Source organism: Zhenhengia sp. (assembly GCF_046966505.1).
Classification (GTDB): Bacteria; Bacillota; Clostridia; order Lachnospirales; family Cellulosilyticaceae; genus Zhenhengia; species Zhenhengia yiwuensis.
The window spans coordinates 169,328-187,310 of sequence record NZ_JBKVCH010000001.1 but is presented as its reverse complement, the minus strand read 5'-3'; the positions used below and the strand labels follow the sequence as shown (position 1 = coordinate 187,310).

General features: G+C 35.0%; 19 protein-coding genes. 18 read left to right on the top strand and 1 reads right to left on the bottom strand.

All coding sequences use genetic code 11. The features are described from left to right. Positions 1–6: 6 nt before the first annotated feature. The 11 genes from lepA to thiI all read left to right on the top strand — a co-directional run bounded on the left by lepA (position 7) and on the right by thiI (position 12,267). The gene (gene lepA, locus ACLTBU_RS00910) at positions 7–1,818 is read left to right on the top strand and encodes a translation elongation factor 4 (RefSeq protein WP_177669717.1); all 1,812 of its coding nucleotides are present in this window, start codon (positions 7–9) and stop codon (positions 1,816–1,818) included. A 9-nt stretch (positions 1,819–1,827) separates the two neighbouring features. Beyond that, the gene (gene hemW, locus ACLTBU_RS00905; RefSeq protein ID WP_177669719.1) at positions 1,828–2,964 is read left to right on the top strand and encodes a radical SAM family heme chaperone HemW; all 1,137 of its coding nucleotides are present in this window, start codon (positions 1,828–1,830) and stop codon (positions 2,962–2,964) included. A 137-nt stretch (positions 2,965–3,101) separates the two neighbouring features. Then, positions 3,102–4,133: a heat-inducible transcriptional repressor HrcA gene (gene hrcA, locus ACLTBU_RS00900; protein WP_177669721.1), complete on the top strand. Its 1,032-nt coding sequence runs from the start codon at positions 3,102–3,104 to the stop codon at positions 4,131–4,133. Positions 4,134–4,153: 20 nt separating this feature from the next. After that, positions 4,154–4,678 carry a nucleotide exchange factor GrpE gene (grpE, locus tag ACLTBU_RS00895; RefSeq protein ID WP_177669723.1) on the top strand — a complete coding sequence of 175 codons (525 nt, stop codon included), beginning with the start codon at positions 4,154–4,156 and terminating at the stop codon, positions 4,676–4,678. Between the two features lie 30 nt (positions 4,679–4,708). Further along, positions 4,709–6,544: a molecular chaperone DnaK gene (gene dnaK, locus ACLTBU_RS00890; protein WP_249333196.1), complete on the top strand. Its 1,836-nt coding sequence runs from the start codon at positions 4,709–4,711 to the stop codon at positions 6,542–6,544. Positions 6,545–6,631: 87 nt separating this feature from the next. Next, positions 6,632–7,783 (top strand): molecular chaperone DnaJ, encoded by a 1,152-nt coding sequence (dnaJ, locus tag ACLTBU_RS00885; protein ID WP_412217108.1) that lies wholly within the window; start codon positions 6,632–6,634, stop codon positions 7,781–7,783. Between the two features lie 22 nt (positions 7,784–7,805). Further along, positions 7,806–8,744, top strand: a complete 939-nt coding sequence (gene prmA, locus ACLTBU_RS00880; protein WP_249333197.1) for a 50S ribosomal protein L11 methyltransferase — start codon at positions 7,806–7,808, stop codon at positions 8,742–8,744. A 3-nt stretch (positions 8,745–8,747) separates the two neighbouring features. Then, the gene (locus tag ACLTBU_RS00875) at positions 8,748–9,491 is read left to right on the top strand and encodes a 16S rRNA (uracil(1498)-N(3))-methyltransferase (RefSeq protein WP_177669731.1); all 744 of its coding nucleotides are present in this window, start codon (positions 8,748–8,750) and stop codon (positions 9,489–9,491) included. Then, positions 9,491–9,859, top strand: a complete 369-nt coding sequence (locus ACLTBU_RS00870; protein WP_177669733.1) for a response regulator — start codon at positions 9,491–9,493, stop codon at positions 9,857–9,859. Before ACLTBU_RS00875 ends, ACLTBU_RS00870 begins: the two co-directional genes overlap by 1 nt. Positions 9,860–9,916: 57 nt before the next feature. Then, positions 9,917–11,089, top strand: coding sequence for a cysteine desulfurase family protein (locus ACLTBU_RS00865; RefSeq protein WP_177669735.1), 1,173 nt, complete (start codon positions 9,917–9,919; stop codon positions 11,087–11,089). Continuing rightward, positions 11,086–12,267: a tRNA uracil 4-sulfurtransferase ThiI gene (gene thiI, locus ACLTBU_RS00860; protein WP_412217105.1), complete on the top strand. Its 1,182-nt coding sequence runs from the start codon at positions 11,086–11,088 to the stop codon at positions 12,265–12,267. Before ACLTBU_RS00865 ends, thiI begins: the two co-directional genes overlap by 4 nt. Before the next feature lie 50 nt (positions 12,268–12,317). Here the strand turns inward: thiI and ACLTBU_RS00855 are convergent, their stop codons facing one another. After that, positions 12,318–12,548: an HPr family phosphocarrier protein gene (locus ACLTBU_RS00855; RefSeq protein WP_177669739.1), complete on the bottom strand. Its 231-nt coding sequence runs from the start codon at positions 12,546–12,548 to the stop codon at positions 12,318–12,320. A 100-nt stretch (positions 12,549–12,648) separates the two neighbouring features. Between ACLTBU_RS00855 and mtaB the strand changes: the two genes are divergently transcribed. The 7 genes from mtaB to ACLTBU_RS00820 all read left to right on the top strand — a co-directional run bounded on the left by mtaB (position 12,649) and on the right by ACLTBU_RS00820 (position 17,980). Next, positions 12,649–13,962 (top strand): tRNA (N(6)-L-threonylcarbamoyladenosine(37)-C(2))-methylthiotransferase MtaB, encoded by a 1,314-nt coding sequence (gene mtaB, locus ACLTBU_RS00850; protein WP_177669740.1) that lies wholly within the window; start codon positions 12,649–12,651, stop codon positions 13,960–13,962. A 90-nt stretch (positions 13,963–14,052) separates the two neighbouring features. Continuing rightward, the gene (locus tag ACLTBU_RS00845) at positions 14,053–14,304 is read left to right on the top strand and encodes an IreB family regulatory phosphoprotein (RefSeq protein WP_177669742.1); all 252 of its coding nucleotides are present in this window, start codon (positions 14,053–14,055) and stop codon (positions 14,302–14,304) included. Between the two features lie 35 nt (positions 14,305–14,339). After that, on the top strand, positions 14,340–14,759 hold the full coding sequence (ruvX, locus tag ACLTBU_RS00840; RefSeq protein WP_177669744.1) for a Holliday junction resolvase RuvX: 420 nt from the start codon (positions 14,340–14,342) through the stop codon (positions 14,757–14,759). Between the two features lie 11 nt (positions 14,760–14,770). Beyond that, complete coding sequence (locus tag ACLTBU_RS00835) at positions 14,771–15,016, top strand: DUF1292 domain-containing protein (RefSeq protein WP_177669746.1); 246 nt, start codon at positions 14,771–14,773, stop codon at positions 15,014–15,016. Positions 15,017–15,102: 86 nt separating this feature from the next. Continuing rightward, complete coding sequence (locus tag ACLTBU_RS00830; protein ID WP_177669748.1) at positions 15,103–15,537, top strand: Fur family transcriptional regulator; 435 nt, start codon at positions 15,103–15,105, stop codon at positions 15,535–15,537. A gap of 17 nt (positions 15,538–15,554) precedes the next feature. Next, positions 15,555–17,222 (top strand): ribonuclease J, encoded by a 1,668-nt coding sequence (locus tag ACLTBU_RS00825; protein WP_249333211.1) that lies wholly within the window; start codon positions 15,555–15,557, stop codon positions 17,220–17,222. Between the two features lie 80 nt (positions 17,223–17,302). Further along, a complete protein-coding gene (locus ACLTBU_RS00820) occupies positions 17,303–17,980 on the top strand; it encodes an O-methyltransferase (protein WP_412217103.1) in 678 nt (225 codons plus the stop codon). Positions 17,981–17,983: the final 3 nt, after the last annotated feature.

Sequence of the window (17,983 nt, the reverse complement as noted above, 5' to 3'; positions counted from 1 at the left end):
AGCAATATGTCTCTTTCAAGACAAGAAAAAATTAGAAATTTTTGTATTATAGCACATATTGATCATGGTAAAAGTACATTAGCCGACAGGATCATACAAATGACAGGTACTCTTACAGAAAGGGAAATGCAAGAACAAGTTCTTGATAATATGGATTTAGAACGTGAACGTGGGATTACCATTAAATCACAAGCTGTAAGGCTTGTTTATAAAGCAAAAGATGGTGAAGAATATATCTTTAATTTAATTGATACACCAGGACACGTAGACTTTAATTACGAAGTATCTAGAAGTTTAGCAGCCTGTGAAGGTGCTATTCTGATTGTAGATGCAGCTCAAGGTATTGAAGCTCAGACGCTTGCCAATGTATACCTAGCACTTGATCATGATCTTGAGATTATGCCAGTTATTAATAAAATTGATCTTCCAAGTGCAGACCCAGATGCTGTTAAGAATCAAATTGAAGATGTTATTGGTTTAGATGCTAGTGAAGCACCGCTTATTTCAGCTAAGAATGGTATTAATATTGAAGACGTGCTTGAACAGGTTGTAAAAAGTGTGCCGGCACCACAAGGTGATGAAAATGCACCACTACAAGCCCTTATCTTTGACTCTCTTTATGACCCTTATAAAGGTGTTATTATCTTCTGTAGTATTAAAGAAGGTACAGTGAAAAAAGGTATGAAGATTCGTATGATGGCTACAAAAGCTGAATTTGATGTTGTGGAAGTTGGAACATTTGGTGCAGGTGCCTTTAGACCAACAGATAGCCTTAAAGCGGGTGAAGTAGGTTATATCACTGCAAGTATTAAGAATGTAAAAGATACAAGTGTTGGGGATACGGTAACAGATGCTAACAATCCTACAGCAGAGCCATTGCCAGGTTATAAAAAAGTAAATCCAATGGTTTACTGTGGCCTTTATCCAGCAGATGGTTCAAAGTATGGAGATCTTCGTGATAGTCTTGAAAAACTCCAACTTAATGATGCAGCACTTACATTTGAACCTGAAACATCTGTAGCATTAGGATTTGGTTTTAGATGTGGTTTCTTAGGACTTCTTCATATGGAGATTATTCAAGAGCGTTTAGAGCGTGAATATAACTTAGATCTTGTTACAACAGCACCTAACGTTATTTATCATGTCTATAAGACAAATGGCGAGCGTATCGATTTATCTAACCCTTCTAACCTTCCAGATCCATCTCATATTAAACATATGGAAGAGCCTATGGTAAAAGCACAAATTATTGTGCCATCTGATTATATCGGTGCAGTTATGGACCTTTGCCAAGAAAGACGTGGTATTTATCATGGTATGGAATATTTAGAGGGTACACGTGCGGTACTTACGTATGATCTACCACTTAATGAAATTATTTACGATTTCTTTGATGCACTTAAATCTAGAACACGTGGTTATGCATCATTTGATTATGAGCTTACAGGTTATGCAGAGTCTAAGCTTGTAAAACTTGATATACTTGTTAACAAAGAAATGGTAGATGCACTTTCTCTTATCGTGCATGAATCTAATGCAGTAGAGAAAGGTAGAAAAATTGTTGAAAAGCTTAAAAAGGAAATTCCAAAGCATTTATTTGAAATTCCAATCCAAGCTGCTATTGGCAATAAAGTTATTGCTAGAGAAACCATTAGCGCTATGAGAAAAGATGTTCTTGCTAAATGTTATGGTGGGGATATTTCACGTAAACGTAAACTTCTTGAGAAACAAAAAGAAGGTAAGAAACGTATGCGTCAAGTTGGTAATGTAGAAGTGCCACAAGCAGCATTCATGAGCGTTTTAAAACTTGATGAATAGAGGGACTATATGAAAATAGGATTGTATGTACACATACCATTTTGTCATTCTAAGTGTTATTATTGTGATTTTTTATCTTTTCCTAATAAAGGACAAGAAGAAATTTATGTAGATGCACTTGTAAAGGAAATTCAGCATTATGGTCTGAAGGTAAGAGGCCTGCACACAATCGGTAGTCTATTTATTGGTGGAGGTACCCCTACGGTACTTCCACCTTTTTTATTAGACCGTGTGCTAGAGGCTATTAGATTAAATTTTGACATTGAAGAAGATGCAGAGTGGACAGTAGAGTCTAACCCTGGAACCATTTTAGAAGAGCATGTTGAAAGTTTTAAAAAGAATGGGGTTAATAGAGTAAGTTTAGGCCTTCAAGCTGTACAGAATCATCAGCTTAAGCAGATTGGACGTATTCATATTTTTGAAGATTGGAAACGTAGTATCATGCTACTTAGAAATCATGGTATGACTAATATTAATACAGATATTATGTTTGCACTCCCTAACCAGACTATGGAAGAATGGCAAGATACAGTAGAGACAATGATTGCTTATGAATTGCCACATATTTCAGCTTACTCTTTGATTATAGAAGAAGGGACTGTGTTTGGAAAAAAATATGAAGAAGGTACACTTAAGACTATTGATGAAGAGACAGACCGTCAGATGTATACCTTTGTAAAAGAACGTTTAAAAGAAGCAGGGTATACTCAGTATGAGATTTCAAATTGGGCTAAAGATGGATTAAACTGCAGGCATAATGAACTCTACTGGGAATGTGGATTTTACTTGGGTCTAGGATTAGGTGCACATGGTTATATGGATGAGATACGTTACCATAATACAGTAGTATTTAATGACTACCTTACAGCAAAAGGTCAGCCTGACAAGCTCGTTACAGAAAGAGAGACGATTACACCCAAAATTGCTATGGAAGAATATATGTTTCTGGGATTACGTATGTTAAAAGGTATAAGTATAGGGGAATTCTATAAAAAGTTCGGGGTTTCCATTTTTGAAATATATAGGGAACCTATAGAAAAATGGATGAAGGAAGGAATCCTGATACACAATAAAGACAGGCTTTTTTTAAGTGAGATAGGTATTGATTTATCTAACCAAGTATTCGTTTCTTTCTTATTAGATTAGATCTTATAAAGGTTAATAATTTATTCAAAATATATTTACTAAATCGTATTGACATTACTATAAAAGAATGATATCTTAAAAATGTAGTTAGCACTCGTAAATGATGAGTGCTAACAAAAGAAAAAGGAAGTGAAATCATGGATATAAATGAAAGAAAAATAAAGATTCTCGAAGCCATTATTCATGATTATATACAGACAGGAGATCCTGTAGGATCAAGGACAATTTCTAAAAAATATGATCTTGGTATAAGTTCTGCAACCATTCGTAATGAAATGGCTGACCTTGAAGATTTAGGGCTTATTGTACAGCCACATACTTCAGCAGGACGTATTCCTTCGGATAAAGGTTATCGTTTATACGTTGATAATCTCATGCAATATCCGGATATCGCTCCTGATATTCAGAAGGTTGTTGCAGAGGTCATTCATAGTAAGTTTGACAAAATTGATAAGTTACTTGAAGAGACAGCAAAGCTTATTTCAACTGTAACACATTATGCAACAATTGCATCTCCACCTACTATACATCAAACAAAGATTAAACATCTTCAACTGGTGCCAGTAGATGAAAGAAATGTAGCTATTGTCATTGTTACAGATGCTAACATTGTAAGACATTATGTGATTCGTACAAAGAAAACTTTAGACTATGCACTATGTGGTATTTTAACGAATATTATTAATGAAAGTCTAACAGGTACATCATTGGATGAACTTAGTATAGATAAGATGCGTATCCTTGAAGAGCGTATGCTAGGGTATAAAGATATAGCAGTAGACCTAATGCATGCTATTATTGATACACTTGAATCTGAAGATATCCCAAATGTATTTACAAGAGGCATGACAAATATGCTTAATTTCCAAGAGTTTAATGACATTGAAAAAGCGAAAAAGCTTTTTGAAGTACTTGAACAAAAGCCTTACTTATATAAAATGCTTAAACATAAACCGAGTACAGAAGTAAATATCAGCATTGGTGAAGAAAATGGGTTAGAACCTATGAAAGAGTGTAGTATTATTACAACAAGCTATGAGATAGGAGATTATAACTTAGGTACAATCGGTATTATTGGTCCAACACGTATGAATTATGGACAGGTAGTATCACTACTTGAACATATTTCTCATCATATTAAAAATATGCTAATTGAAGCAAAAGAGTAATTCAGAAAGGATGCTGGTTCATGGAGGAAAAAGAAATTAAAGATCAAGTGCAAAATGAAACGGTAGAAGAAGTTACAGTAGAAGAAGTTAAAGAAGAGGCTCAAGAAGAAGCAGTTGAAGAGGTTAAGTCTGCAGTCGATGAGAACATTGAGCGCCTTCAAAGACTTATGGCTGAGTTTGATAACTACCGTAAGCGTACTGAAAAAGAAAAACAAAACATTTATGACTTAGCAGTAAGTACTACAGTAACAGAACTTTTAGGAACTGTAGATAATTTTGAAAGAGCTTTAAAACAAGAGACAACTGATAAATCATTCTACGAAGGTGTATCTATGATTTATAGACAACTCTTAACAGTTCTAGAAAAATTAAATGTAACTCCTATTGAAGCAGCAGGCAAAACATTTGATCCAGATTATCACAATGCAGTTCTACACATAGAAGATGATACTTTGGAAGAAAATATAGTTGTTGAAGAGCTTCAAAAAGGTTATTTATATAAAGAAAAAGTAATCCGCTACAGTATGGTTAAAGTAGCTAATTAATAAAGAAGTAAAGATTAGGAGGAAAAAATAATGGGAAAAATAATTGGTATTGATTTAGGAACAACAAACTCTTGTGTAGCAGTTATGGAAGGTGGAAAACCTGTTGTAATCGTAAATACAGATGGTAATAGAACAACACCTTCAGTAGTTGGTTTCACAAAAACAGGAGAAAGACTTGTAGGTGATGTTGCAAAACGTCAAGCAATTACAAACCATGATCGTACAGTAGCATCAATCAAACGTCACATGGGTACTAACTACCGTGTAAGCATCGATGGAAAAGATTATTCACCACAAGAAATTTCAGCAATTACACTTCAAAAACTTAAAGCTGATGCTGAAAGTTACTTAGGTGAAGCTGTAACAGAAGCTGTTATTACAGTTCCTGCATACTTCTCAGATAGCCAAAGACAAGCAACAAAAGATGCTGGTCGTATTGCTGGTCTTGAAGTAAAACGTATCATCAATGAGCCAACAGCAGCAGCGCTTGCATATGGTCTTGAAAATGAACAAGAACAAAAAATCATGGTATATGACCTTGGTGGTGGTACATTCGACGTATCTATCATTGAAATCGGTGATGGTGTTATCGAAGTATTAGCAACAAGTGGAGATAATCACCTTGGTGGGGATGACTTTGACCAACGTATTATCAACTATTTAGTAGAAGAGTTCAAAAAACAAGAAGGCGAAGATTTATCAGCAGATAAAATGGCTATGCAACGTCTTAAAGAAGCAGCAGAAACAGCTAAGAAAGAACTTTCTTCTAAATCAACAGCTAATATCTTAATTCCTTTCATCTGTGCTGCAGGTAAAAACTTAGATATTACACTTACACGTGCTAAATTTGATGAATTAACAAGTGACCTTGTAGAACGTACAATGGGACCAGTAAGAACAGCACTTAGCGATGCAGGTCTTAATGCAAACGAACTTGATAAAGTATTATTAGTTGGTGGTTCAACACGTATTCCAGCTGTTCAAGAAGCTGTTAAACGTATCACAGGAAAAGAACCATTCAAAGGAATCAATCCAGATGAATGTGTAGCTGTAGGTGCTGCTATTCAAGGTGGTAAACTTTCAGGTGAAGCAGGTGTTGGTGATATCCTTCTTCTTGATGTAACACCACTTTCACTTGGTATTGAAACATTAGGCGGTGTTGCTACAGTTCTTATTCCAAGAAATACAACAATCCCAACTAAGAAAAGCCAAGTATTCTCAACAGCAGCAGATAACCAACCAGCAGTTGATATCCATGTTGTTCAAGGTGAAAGACCAATGGCTAACCAAAACAAAACACTTGGTAACTTCAAATTAGATGGTATTATGCCAGCTCCACGTGGTATTCCACAAATTGAGGTTGGATTTGATATTGATGCAAATGGTATTGTTAAAGTAACAGCTAAAGATCTTGGTACTGGTAAAGAACAGCACATTACTATTACTGCAAGCACAAACTTAAGTGAAGATGAAATCAACAAAGCTGTAGCTGAAGCAGAACAATATGCTGCTGAAGATAAAAAACGTAAGGAAGCAATCGATGTTAAAAATGAAGCAGATAGCATGGTATTCCAGACAGAAAAAATGATGAAAGACATGGAAGATAAACTTGATGCTACAGATAAAACAGACGTTGAAGCGAAACTTAATAAATTAAAAGAAATCAATGACCGTGTAAATGTAGAAACAATTACAGATGCAGAGGTTAATGAACTTAAAGAAGCTAAAGAAGCTTTAACACAAGCATTCTACGCAATTTCTGAAAAAATGTATGCACAAGCTGCTCCAAATGCAGCACCTGGTGCTGATGCAGGAAGTGCAAACGCAAACGATGATGTAATCGATGCAGATTTTAAAGAAGAATAAGAGTTAACAAATAGAACGGTCAAAGAGTTATACTCTTTGACTGTTTCTACGTTGTGAGTGTATAATGGAAGAAGTCAATAAAATGGGATGGTGAAAAACGTGGCAAAAAGAGATTATTATGAGGTTCTTGGTGTTCAAAAAGGTGCAAGCGATGCTGAGATAAAAAAAGCATATAGAAAACTAGCAAAGAAATATCACCCAGATACTAATCAAGGGAATCCAGAAGCTGAAGCGAAGTTCAAAGAAGCAAGTGAAGCTTATGAAGTTTTAAGTGATGAACAAAAAAGAGGTGCTTATGACCGTTATGGACATAGTGCTTTTGAACAAGGCGGAGCTGGTGGCGCTGGCGGATTTAGTGGCGGTTTTGATTTCGATATGGATGATATCTTTGGTAGTGTATTTGGTGACATGTTTGGAGGCGGTGGTAGACGTCGTCCACGTGGGCCTAGACCAGGTAATGATATTAAACAAACTATTCAAGTTGAATTTGCAGAAGCTGCTTTTGGTGTAGAAAAAGAAATTAAGATTCAAACATCTGAAACATGCGAAACTTGTCATGGTACAAAAGCAAAATCGGGAACAAATCCAACAACATGTACAAAATGTAATGGGACAGGTCAAGTACGTGTCACACAACGTACAATCTTAGGCGCAATGCAAAGTGTTCAAACTTGTGATGCTTGCCATGGTGAAGGGAAAATCATCAATGAGCCTTGTCAAACATGTCATGGACAAGGTAAAGTAAGAACAAGTAAAACAATTACTGTAAGCATTCCAGCAGGAATTGATCATGGTCAAACACTTCGTATTCAAGGAAAAGGTGAAGCAGGAGATGTGGGTGCACCAAATGGCGATTTACTTCTTACTGTTTATATTAAAGCACATGAACTCTTTGAACGTCGTGGTATGGATGTTTATATGCGTATGCCAATTAATTTTGCGCAAGCAGCATTAGGGAGTGAACTTTCTATTCCAACACTTGATGGTAATGTGAAATTCACTATTGGAGAAGGTACACAAACAGGGACTACATTTAGACTCCAAGGTAAAGGAATTCCAAGTCTTCGTAACAAAAAACAACGTGGTGATCAATATGTAGAAGTTTATGTAGAAGTACCTAAAAACCTTACAGCTAAACAAAAAGATTTACTACGCGAATTTGCAGATGGTACAGTAGAGCATCAGCCAGAGCAGATGAACTTCAGAAAGAAAATAGAAAAATTCTTTAACAAAAATTAGATAAAAGTAGGAGGATTGCCCAGTGGATTATATTCAAATTGCGATTGAGACAACACATGAAGCAGTAGAAGCCATCAGTTATTTTTTAGTAGAGGAAATGTCAGGTGGTGTAGAGATATGTGACCCTATAGATGTGGTTTCTCAAGACCGCTCTCAGGTAATTTTTGATTTAATAGATGAAAGTTTGATAAGTGAAGATATGGACACTGTGGTGGTTAAAGCTTACTTTTCAACAGAAATTGATATTGTAGAAAAAGTTGAAGCTATTAAAGGGCATTTAAAGCATATTAGTGAATTCTTAAATATTGGAACAGGTAAAATTACTTTACTTGATATTCCAGAAGAAAAATGGGCAAATGAATGGAAGAAATACTATAAGCCTGTTAAATTAGGTGACCATATTGTCATTAAGCCAAAATGGGAAACTTATGAAGCAGAGGTAGATGACCTTATTATAGAAATGGATCCAGGTATGGCATTCGGGACAGGAACACATGAGACAACAGCTATGTGTGCGCAGCTTGTTGAAAAGTATATAAGACCAGATCAGACTATTATAGATATTGGTACAGGTAGCGGTATTTTAGGGATTATTGCAGCTAAAATGGGTGCACAAAAAGTTATTGGTGTAGATATTGATCCTGTAGCAGTTAAAGTAGCTAAGGAAAATGTAGCTTACAATCATGTAGAAGACCAGATGGAAGTATATGCAGGTAACTTAATTGATGTTGTAAAAGAAAAAGGTCAAATTGTCGTATCTAATATTATTGCGGATGTTATTATTATGCTTGCAGATCAGGTAGAGCAGGTTATTACAGAGGAAGGCATATGGATTGCTTCAGGAATTATACAGATGAGAAAAGACGATGTTATAGCAGCTATTGAAGCAAATGGTTTTGAAATCATAGAAATTCACGAGCAAAAAGAGTGGGTAGCTGTTGTTGCTAGAAGGAGAAAATAATCAATGGCAAAGTTTTTCGTTAATGCTCAAAATATTTCAGAGACAGAAATTATCATTGATGATGAAAATGTTAATCATATTAAGAATGTATTAAGGCTCCAAACAGGAGATGAAATTATAATAAATGATAGACAAGGTCATGACTATAAGTGTATAATAAATGCAATAGAACAAGGTAGAATTATAGCTCTTATAGACAGTGTAACCCATTCATTAGCAGAACCTCAGGTAGAAGTTGTGCTATTCCAATCCCTTATTAAAGGTGAGAAAATGGATTGGGTAATTCAAAAAGCTGTGGAAATAGGTGTAACAAAAATTATTCCTATTTGTACTACAAGATGCGTCGTAAAATTAGAAAATCCTAAAAAAATGGCTTCTAAAGTAGAGAGATGGAACAAAATTGCAGAGTCGGCAGCTAAACAAAGTGGCAGAGGGGTTGTACCAGAAGTGGTTTTACCAATATCTATGTCGGAAAGTATAGCTTATGCTAGAACTAATGCATTATGTGCCATTATTCCATATGAGAAAGAACGTGAAATAGGTATTAGAAAAGTTTTACAAAGCACAGAGGCTAAAAGTTTTGGAATCTTTATTGGGCCAGAAGGTGGATTCACAGAAGAAGAGATTGAAGAAGCACTTCATCAAGGAGTGCATTCGGTAAGCCTAGGTAATCGCATTTTACGTAGTGAGACAGCGAGTTTAGTAACACTGGCTAATATTATGTATGAAATGGGAGAGATGGGATAATGGACGACCTCACTTTTATCGTAGTAGATGATGCCGTTTTTATGAGAACTGTACTTAAGAAGATGCTTATAGAAGCTTCCTATCAAGTTGTAGGAGAAGCAGGAAGTGGTTTAGAAGCGATAGCATTAGCTGAGAAGCTTAAGCCTGATATGATGACACTTGATATTACTATGCCTGAAATGAGTGGTATAGAAGCTATAGAAGGAATTTTAAAAGTAAGCCCAGATACGAAGATTATTATGTGTTCAGCAATGGGACAGCAATCAAAAGTGGTAGAATCTATTAAAAAAGGTGCTAAAGACTTTATTGTCAAGCCTTTTGAAAAAGCGAGAGTACTCCAGGCCATTAACAACGTAAAAAATCTATAAGAGGGGGGAGACCCCCCTTTTTTATGGAATTATTTTGAGAGCGGAAAGGAAAAAGGTATGAGAGAAATTTATTTAGATAATGCAGCAACCACAAAGCCTCTTGAGTGTGTGATTGAAGCAGTTTCTGAGACAATGCGCCTTGAATATGGCAATCCATCTTCTTTGCATAAAAAAGGTATTGAAGCAGAAAATAAGATTAAAGAAAGTACAGCTTTTTTTGCTAATTTATTAGGTGCAAGTGAAGATGAGATTTTCTATACATCAGGTGGTACAGAAAGTAATAACTTAGCTATCATAGGAAGTGCACTTGCTTATCAGAAGACTGCAAAGCGTATTATTACAACAGCTATCGAACATCCTTCAGTAGGTGATGTTTTTACTTATTTAAAAGGGCAAGGGTTTGATGTAATTATCTTAAATGTAGATGAAAAGGGTTACATTAATCTAGAGGAATTAGAGGCAAGTATTAATGAAGAAACTTCTTTAGTAAGTATTATGCATGTTAATAATGAAATTGGAACTATCCAAGACATTGAAAAAATAGGAGCTCTCATTAAAAAGAAAAATCCTAGAACGCTCTTTCATGTAGATGCTGTACAGTCTTTTACTAAAATACCTGTATCCGTACGTAAAGCTCAAATAGACCTTCTTTCTATTAGTGCACATAAATTTTATGGGCCAAAAGGTGTAGGATTACTCTATAAAAATAAAAAAGTAAGACTGCAAAATATGCTTCATGGTGGTGGACAACAAAAAAATATGCGTTCAGGAACAGAAAATGTTCCAGGCATTTATGGTATGTATATTGCAGCAAAATATGTATTTAACCGTCAACGTGAAATTTTAGAGCACTATAAAGCATGTAAAACTTATTTATATACACGTATTTTAAATGAGATCGAAGGTACACATCTTAATGGGGATGTGGTAGAAGTAAGTGCACCACATATTCTTAATATTGCATTTGAAGATATACGTGCAGAAGTACTCCTTCATTCCCTTGAGCAGAATCATATTTATGTATCTTCAGGTTCAGCATGTGCATCTAACAAAATGTCTAAAAGTGGGACATTAGCAGCTATTGGACTTAATGGGCAGGCACTTGACAGTGCTATACGTTTCTCATTTAGTATAGATGTTACAGAAGAAGACTTAGAAACATGTGTAGACGTATTGAAAAAACAACTTGTATTACTTAGAAAATTTACACTAGGAGGAAAGAAAAGATGACAAATGTCTTTTTAGTTAAATATGGTGAATTGGCTATTAAAGGTAAAAATCGCTATATCTTTGAAAATAGACTAGTAGCAACAATTAGAAGAAACCTTAAACCACTTGGGAAGTTTGAAGTTCAGAAGGAACAAGGACGTATTACGGTAGAACCTAAAGAGGATAATATTGATCCACAAATCGTTATTGATAAACTAAGTCGCGTGTTTGGTATTATTGGAATTGCATATGGTACAAAAAGGGAAGAGGTTTCTTTCAATGCAGTGAAAGAACTTGCTCTTGAACATATGAAAGCAGAACTTGAGCATAAAGACTACCTTACTTTTAAGGTGAATACAAAACGTGCAGATAAACGTTTTCCAATGGCTTCAATGGAAGTAAGCGCAGAGCTTGGGGCCTATCTTTTAGATGAGTTTCCTGATAAGCTTAAAGTAGATGTACACAACCCAGATATGATTCTTACAGTAGAACTTAGAAATGGAACTTATGTTTATTCTAAGACACATAAAGGTGCAGGCGGTATGCCATATGGTACAAATGGTAAATCAACACTTCTTTTATCAGGTGGTATCGATAGTCCTGTAGCAGGTTGGATGATTGCAAAACGTGGTGTTGAAATTGATGCGGTTTATTTCCATAGTCCTCCTTACACAAGTGAACGTGCGACACAAAAAGTTATTGATTTAGCTAAGAAGGTTGCTATGTATACAGGTGGTATGAAAGTTCATATTGTACCATTTACAGATATTCAAATGGCTATCTATGAAAAGTGCCCACATGAACAATTAACGATTATTATGCGTCGTATTATGATGGAAATTGCACAGCGTATTGCTGAAAGCAATGAGAGCATGTCTCTTATTACAGGAGAGAGTATCGGTCAAGTAGCAAGTCAAACAATGCATAGCTTAGTTGTGACAGATGATTCTGCACGTATGCCAGTATTTAGACCTCTTATTGGATTTGATAAAGAAGAAATCGTACAAATTGCTAAGAAAATAGATACTTTCGAGACATCTATTTTACCTTATGAAGACTGCTGTACAATCTTCGTACCAAAACATCCAGAAACTAAACCTCGTTTAGAGTCTATTGAACGTTCAGAAGAAGCGCTTGCAGATTGTATTGAAGAAATGATTGAAGAAGCAATCCGTACTACAGAAGTTGTTTCAGTATAAAATTAAAAGTCTACTTGAAAAAGTAGACTTTTAATATATGGTTATGATTTTTAGATTAGAAACTCTTTTAAGTGCATCATAAGCATGCTTGCGCTTTGGTCATCATGGATATCCAGTTTTAGAGGTTTGCTAAGGTCTAGGCTGAAGATGCCCATGATTGATTTAGCATCGATAACATATCTACCAGATGTTAAATCAAAATCACCATCGTACTTACTGATAAGATTAACGAACTGTTTTACTTTTTCGATAGAGTTTAAACTAATGGTTACAGATGTCATGCTTATTCCTCCTTACAATACTAATTGTATCATATATGGAACAAAGATGAATGTCAATATACTGACTATTACATGAAATATTTAGATAGAGGAGAACACCATGTTACAAAATAAAAATAAAAAATATATTGCAACCTATACCCTAGGATGCAAAGTAAATCAATACGACACAGAAGCTGTTGTAGAGCAATTTAAGGCAGAAGGCTATGAAGAAGTGGCTTTTGATGAAGTTGCAGATGTATATCTTGTTAATACATGTACAGTGACACATTTAAGTGATAGAAAATGTCGTCAGATGCTACGTAAAACAAAAAAACTTAATCCAGATAGCGTACTTGTTGCTATGGGATGCTATGCTCAAGCAGCAGGGGAGAAAATTAAAGAAGACGTATCAGAAGTAGACATTATTGTAGGAACGAATAAAAGAAGTGAAATCTTAAAGCTTGTAGAAGAATATCATAATAATCAAGAGACTTATAATTATGTGAGCAATATTATGGATGTAGAAGAATTTGAAGAGCTTCAAATTAGTAATATGGGCGAGCATACACGCGTCTACCTTAAAATTCAGGAAGGCTGTAACAATTACTGCACATACTGTATTATTCCATATGTAAGAGGTAAAATCCGTAGCCGTAAATTAGAGAATGTAGTACAAGAAGCGCAAAGGCTTGTAGAGGCTGGTTTTAAAGAAATTATCTTAACAGGAATACATGTTCTAGCATATGGGAAAGATTTAGGTAATGTAACACTTCTAGATGCTATAAAAAAAGTACATGATATAGAAGGCGTTGAACGTATTAGGTTAAGCTCAATAGAGCCTGTAGCCATAACAGATGAGTTTTTAGAAGCTATTAGCCAACTTCCAAAGCTCTGTCATCACTTCCATCTTTCTTTACAAAGTGGTTCTGAAACTGTTCTAAAACGTATGAATCGTAAATATACGGCGCAAGAATATAAAGAAAGTGTACAAAGATTACGTGGTGTATGGCATGATGTCGCTATTACTACGGATATTATTGTGGGATTCCCAGGTGAAACGGATGAAGAATTTAAAGAAACAGTAGACTTTGTTAAGGAAATTGGTTTTGCGCAAGTACATCTTTTCCCATATTCTAAGAGAGAAGGCACAGCAGCAGCTAGGATGAAAAATCAAATTGATAGTCCTATTAAAGATGAACGTATGAAAGTGTTAAAACAGGTTACATTAAAGAGTCAAGATGCTTTTCTAGATGAACATATAGGTAAAGAAGTAGAAGTTTTATTTGAAAAAGCCGAAGAAGGCATGGCACAAGGTTATACAAGTAACTATATGAAAGTTGAAGTAGATACAGAACTTCATCTTGAGAATACAGTCGGTAAAGTATATATTGAGACAAGAGAGCACGAAGTGCTTAAAGGAAAGCTTTTATAGAAAGGTCAAAACATTTTATAATTGCATATAACCTTAGATTGTATTATCATATAGCTAAGATAGAAGTGTAAATATTGGAAGGTGAAGCAAATGAAAAACATAAACGAAACAGTGCAATTTCATTTTGAGATGCCTGAAAAGGCTTCAACTCGTGATATATTAATGGATGTTTACGAAGCGCTTAATGAGAAAGGATATAATCCTATTAATCAAATTGTAGGGTATATTATGTCAGGCGATCCAACTTATATTACCAGCTATAATGGTGCACGAAATAAAATTAGAAAATTAGAACGTGATGAGATTTTAGAAGAATTAGTAGCTTATTACCTAAAGAAATAAGCGCTATAAGGCTCATCTTATAGGAGGTTTTAAGCTTGCGTATACTCGGACTAGACTTTGGCACAAAGACGACAGGCGTAGCTGTAAGTGATCCACTTGGATTTACTGCACAAGGACTTGAGATTATTAGACGTACTGATAGCTATAATCTTAAGCCTACTATAAATAGAATTAAAGAAATTTGCGAAGAATATAAAGTAGAAAAAATTGTATTAGGATTCCCTAAAAACATGAATAATACAGAAGGTGAAAGATGTCAACATACTCTTGTTTTTAAGAAAAAACTTGAGCAGGCATTAGCATTACCTGTTGATTTATGGGATGAAAGGCTTACTACAATGGAGGCAGAGAATGTACTTCTTGCAGCCGATGTAAGTCGTGGACGTAGGAAACAAGTCATTGACAAATTAGCAGCTGTGCTTATTTTACAAAATTATCTACAAGCACATAGTTAAAGGGGATTATTATGGATAAAATAAATTTTTATGATGAATTAACAGGTGAAACAATTCAATTTGAAGTAATCGATCAAGCAACAATAGATGGACAAAAATATTTATTAGTTGCTGATGAAGAGGATATTGCAACAATACTAAAAGAAATGAGTGAGGACGGAGACGAAATCACATATGAATTAGTAGAAGATGATGAGGAACTTCAAAAAGTAGCTTTAACCCTTATGGAAAGCGATGAATATGACATTGAAGTTTAGATGATAGGAAGTATCAATTGACAATAGGCTAAGGTACATTTATAATAAAAGTACTTAGGAAATCAATTTTTAGAGGGGCGAATATAATGAATGCAGCAACATTTAAAGAACGACTTAAAGAAAAAGGTTGTAAACTAACCACACAACGTAGAGGAATCTTAGACGTTCTTATTGAAAATTGTGATAAGCATTTATCTACAGAAGAACTTTATGCATTAGTAAAAGAGCGTTATCCAGAAATCGGTCTTGCTACAGTTTATCGTACTGTGCAACTTTTTGAAGAAATGGGTATCATTGATAAATTATATTTTGATGAAGGATGTAGTCGATATGAACTAAGTCATCAAGAAGAACATCACCACCATCATCTTATCTGCTCAAAATGTAATAAAGTTTTTGAAGTAGAAAATGATTTGCTTGCGGAAATCGAAGCCCATATACAAGATAAATATCGTTTTAAAGTCACAAATCACAAAGTTACTTTTTATGGACATTGTGAGGCGTGTTCAAAAAATATATAGATGGAGGTGCAGTTTTGGTGCCCAGAAAAACTAAAAATAAGTTACGCATCATTCCTCTGGGTGGTTTAGGAGAAATCGGTAAAAATATGACAGCTTTTGAATATGAAGATGATATTATTGTTGTCGATTGTGGATTAGCTTTCCCGGAAGACGAGATGCTGGGAATTGACTTAGTTATTCCAGATGTAACTTATTTAACAAAAAATGCAGAAAAAATAAGGGGGATTGTACTTACACACGGGCATGAGGACCATATTGGTGCGTTACCTTATGTGTTACAAGAACTCAATGTTCCTCTCTACGGAACAAAATTAACTATCGGACTTGTAGAGAATAAATTAAAAGAGCATAACTTACTTAGAACGACACAAAGAAATAATGTATCACAAGGGGAAACTATTAAACTTGGTGGTAGTTTTAAAGTAGAATTTATACGTTCTAATCATAGTATTGCAGATGCTGTTATGCTTTCTATTTGGACTCCAGTGGGGACCATTCTTCATACAGGGGACTTTAAAGTAGACTATACACCTATTAGAGGAGGACGTATTGATTTACATCGTCTTGCTGAACTTGGTAAGAAGGGCGTATTAGCACTTCTTGCAGATAGTACAAATGTAGGGCGTACTGGGTTTACACAATCTGAGAAAATGGTTGGATTAAAATTTGAAGATGTGTTTAATAAAGCAAAAGACAAACGTATTATGGTTGCAACTTTTGCCTCTAATGTAGATCGTGTTCAACAGATTATAAATGCAGCTTATAAATTTAACCGTAAGGTAGCTATTATAGGACGCAGCATGGTAAATGTTGCAAAGACAGCAAGTGAACTTGGTTATTTAGATATCCCAGAAAATACACTTATTGATGTAAATGATGTAAAGCGTTATAATGATGAACAAATTGTTATTATTATGACGGGTAGTCAAGGAGAGCCTATGGCAGCTTTATCACGTATGGCAACTTCAGAACATCGCCAGCTTGAAATTAAACCGGGAGATGTGGTTATTTTAAGTTCTACACCTATTCCAGGTAATGAGAAAACCGTTTCTAAAGTAGTCAATGAGCTCGCTAAAAAGGGTGCTACAGTTATTAAAGAGGATACACACGTATCTGGACATGCTGCAGAAGAAGAACTTAAACTTATTCATGCACTAGTAAAACCTAAGTATTTTATACCAGTACATGGTGAGTATAGACACCTTCAAAAACATGGAGAACTTGCTGTTGAGATGGGTATGCCAAAAGACCATATTACTATAGCTTCTATAGGTGATGTTATTGAATTAACACGTGAAAGCTGTAAGATTGCAGGTAATGTACCTTCAGGGCAAGTGCTTGTAGATGGGCTTGGTGTAGGTGATGTAGGAAATATCGTTTTACGTGATCGTAAGCATCTTTCACAAGATGGTCTACTCATTGTTGTTATGACACTTGAGCGTGAAACAGGTATGGTAGTGGCTGGACCAGACATTATTTCTCGTGGTTTTGTTTATGTAAGAGAAGCAGAAAATCTTATGGATGCGGCAAAAGTAGTAGTGCGTAAGGCATTAGATCGCTGTGAAACAAAACACATTGTAGAATGGTCTCAGATTAAAACTATTGTCAAAGATGATCTTAAAGAGTTCGTATGGCAAAAAACAAAGCGTAGTCCTATGATTTTACCAATTATAATGGAAGTATAAAAAATACCTAGCTTTTTGCTAGGTATTTTTTGATATCGCTTGCATTATACTATTTTTTATCTTATATTGACATAGGAAGAATGATTAGAAAGGATAAGCTTATGAGTGAAATTAACTACGATTATATCGTTCAATATATACGTGCACTTCATAATCCACCGGAAGGATTACTTCATGATATAGAGGTTGCTATTGCAAATGGAGAAGAGACATGGCCTATTATTAAGCCAGAGGTAGCAGATTTTATGAGAGTACTTTTAACTATGCAAAAACCAAAAGAAATTTTGGAAATTGGTACAGCTGTTGCATACTCTGCTATGTTAATGAGTGAGCATTTAGAAGAAGGCGGACATATTACAACGATTGAAAGATTTCCTTATATGTTGGGTGTTGCAAGAAAAAATATAAAACAAGCAGGTCTTGAAGAGGTTATTCAAATTATAGAAGGTGATGCTGCTGATATATTAAAAACATTGCCGAGTGGGCAGTATGATGTCATTTTTATGGACTGTGCTAAAGGGCAATACATTAATTTCCTACCTGACTGTATTAGATTATTAAGAAAAGGTGGTCTGCTCATTACTGATAATGTCTTGCATAAAGGTACTGTAGCAAAATCACGTTATTTAATTGACCGTAGACAACGTACGACCCATATGAGATTGAGAGACTTTTTATGGACCATTACACATTCAGGGGAACTTACAAGTAGTGTACTACCTGTTGGAGATGGTATAGCCCTAAGTTATAAAAAATAGGAG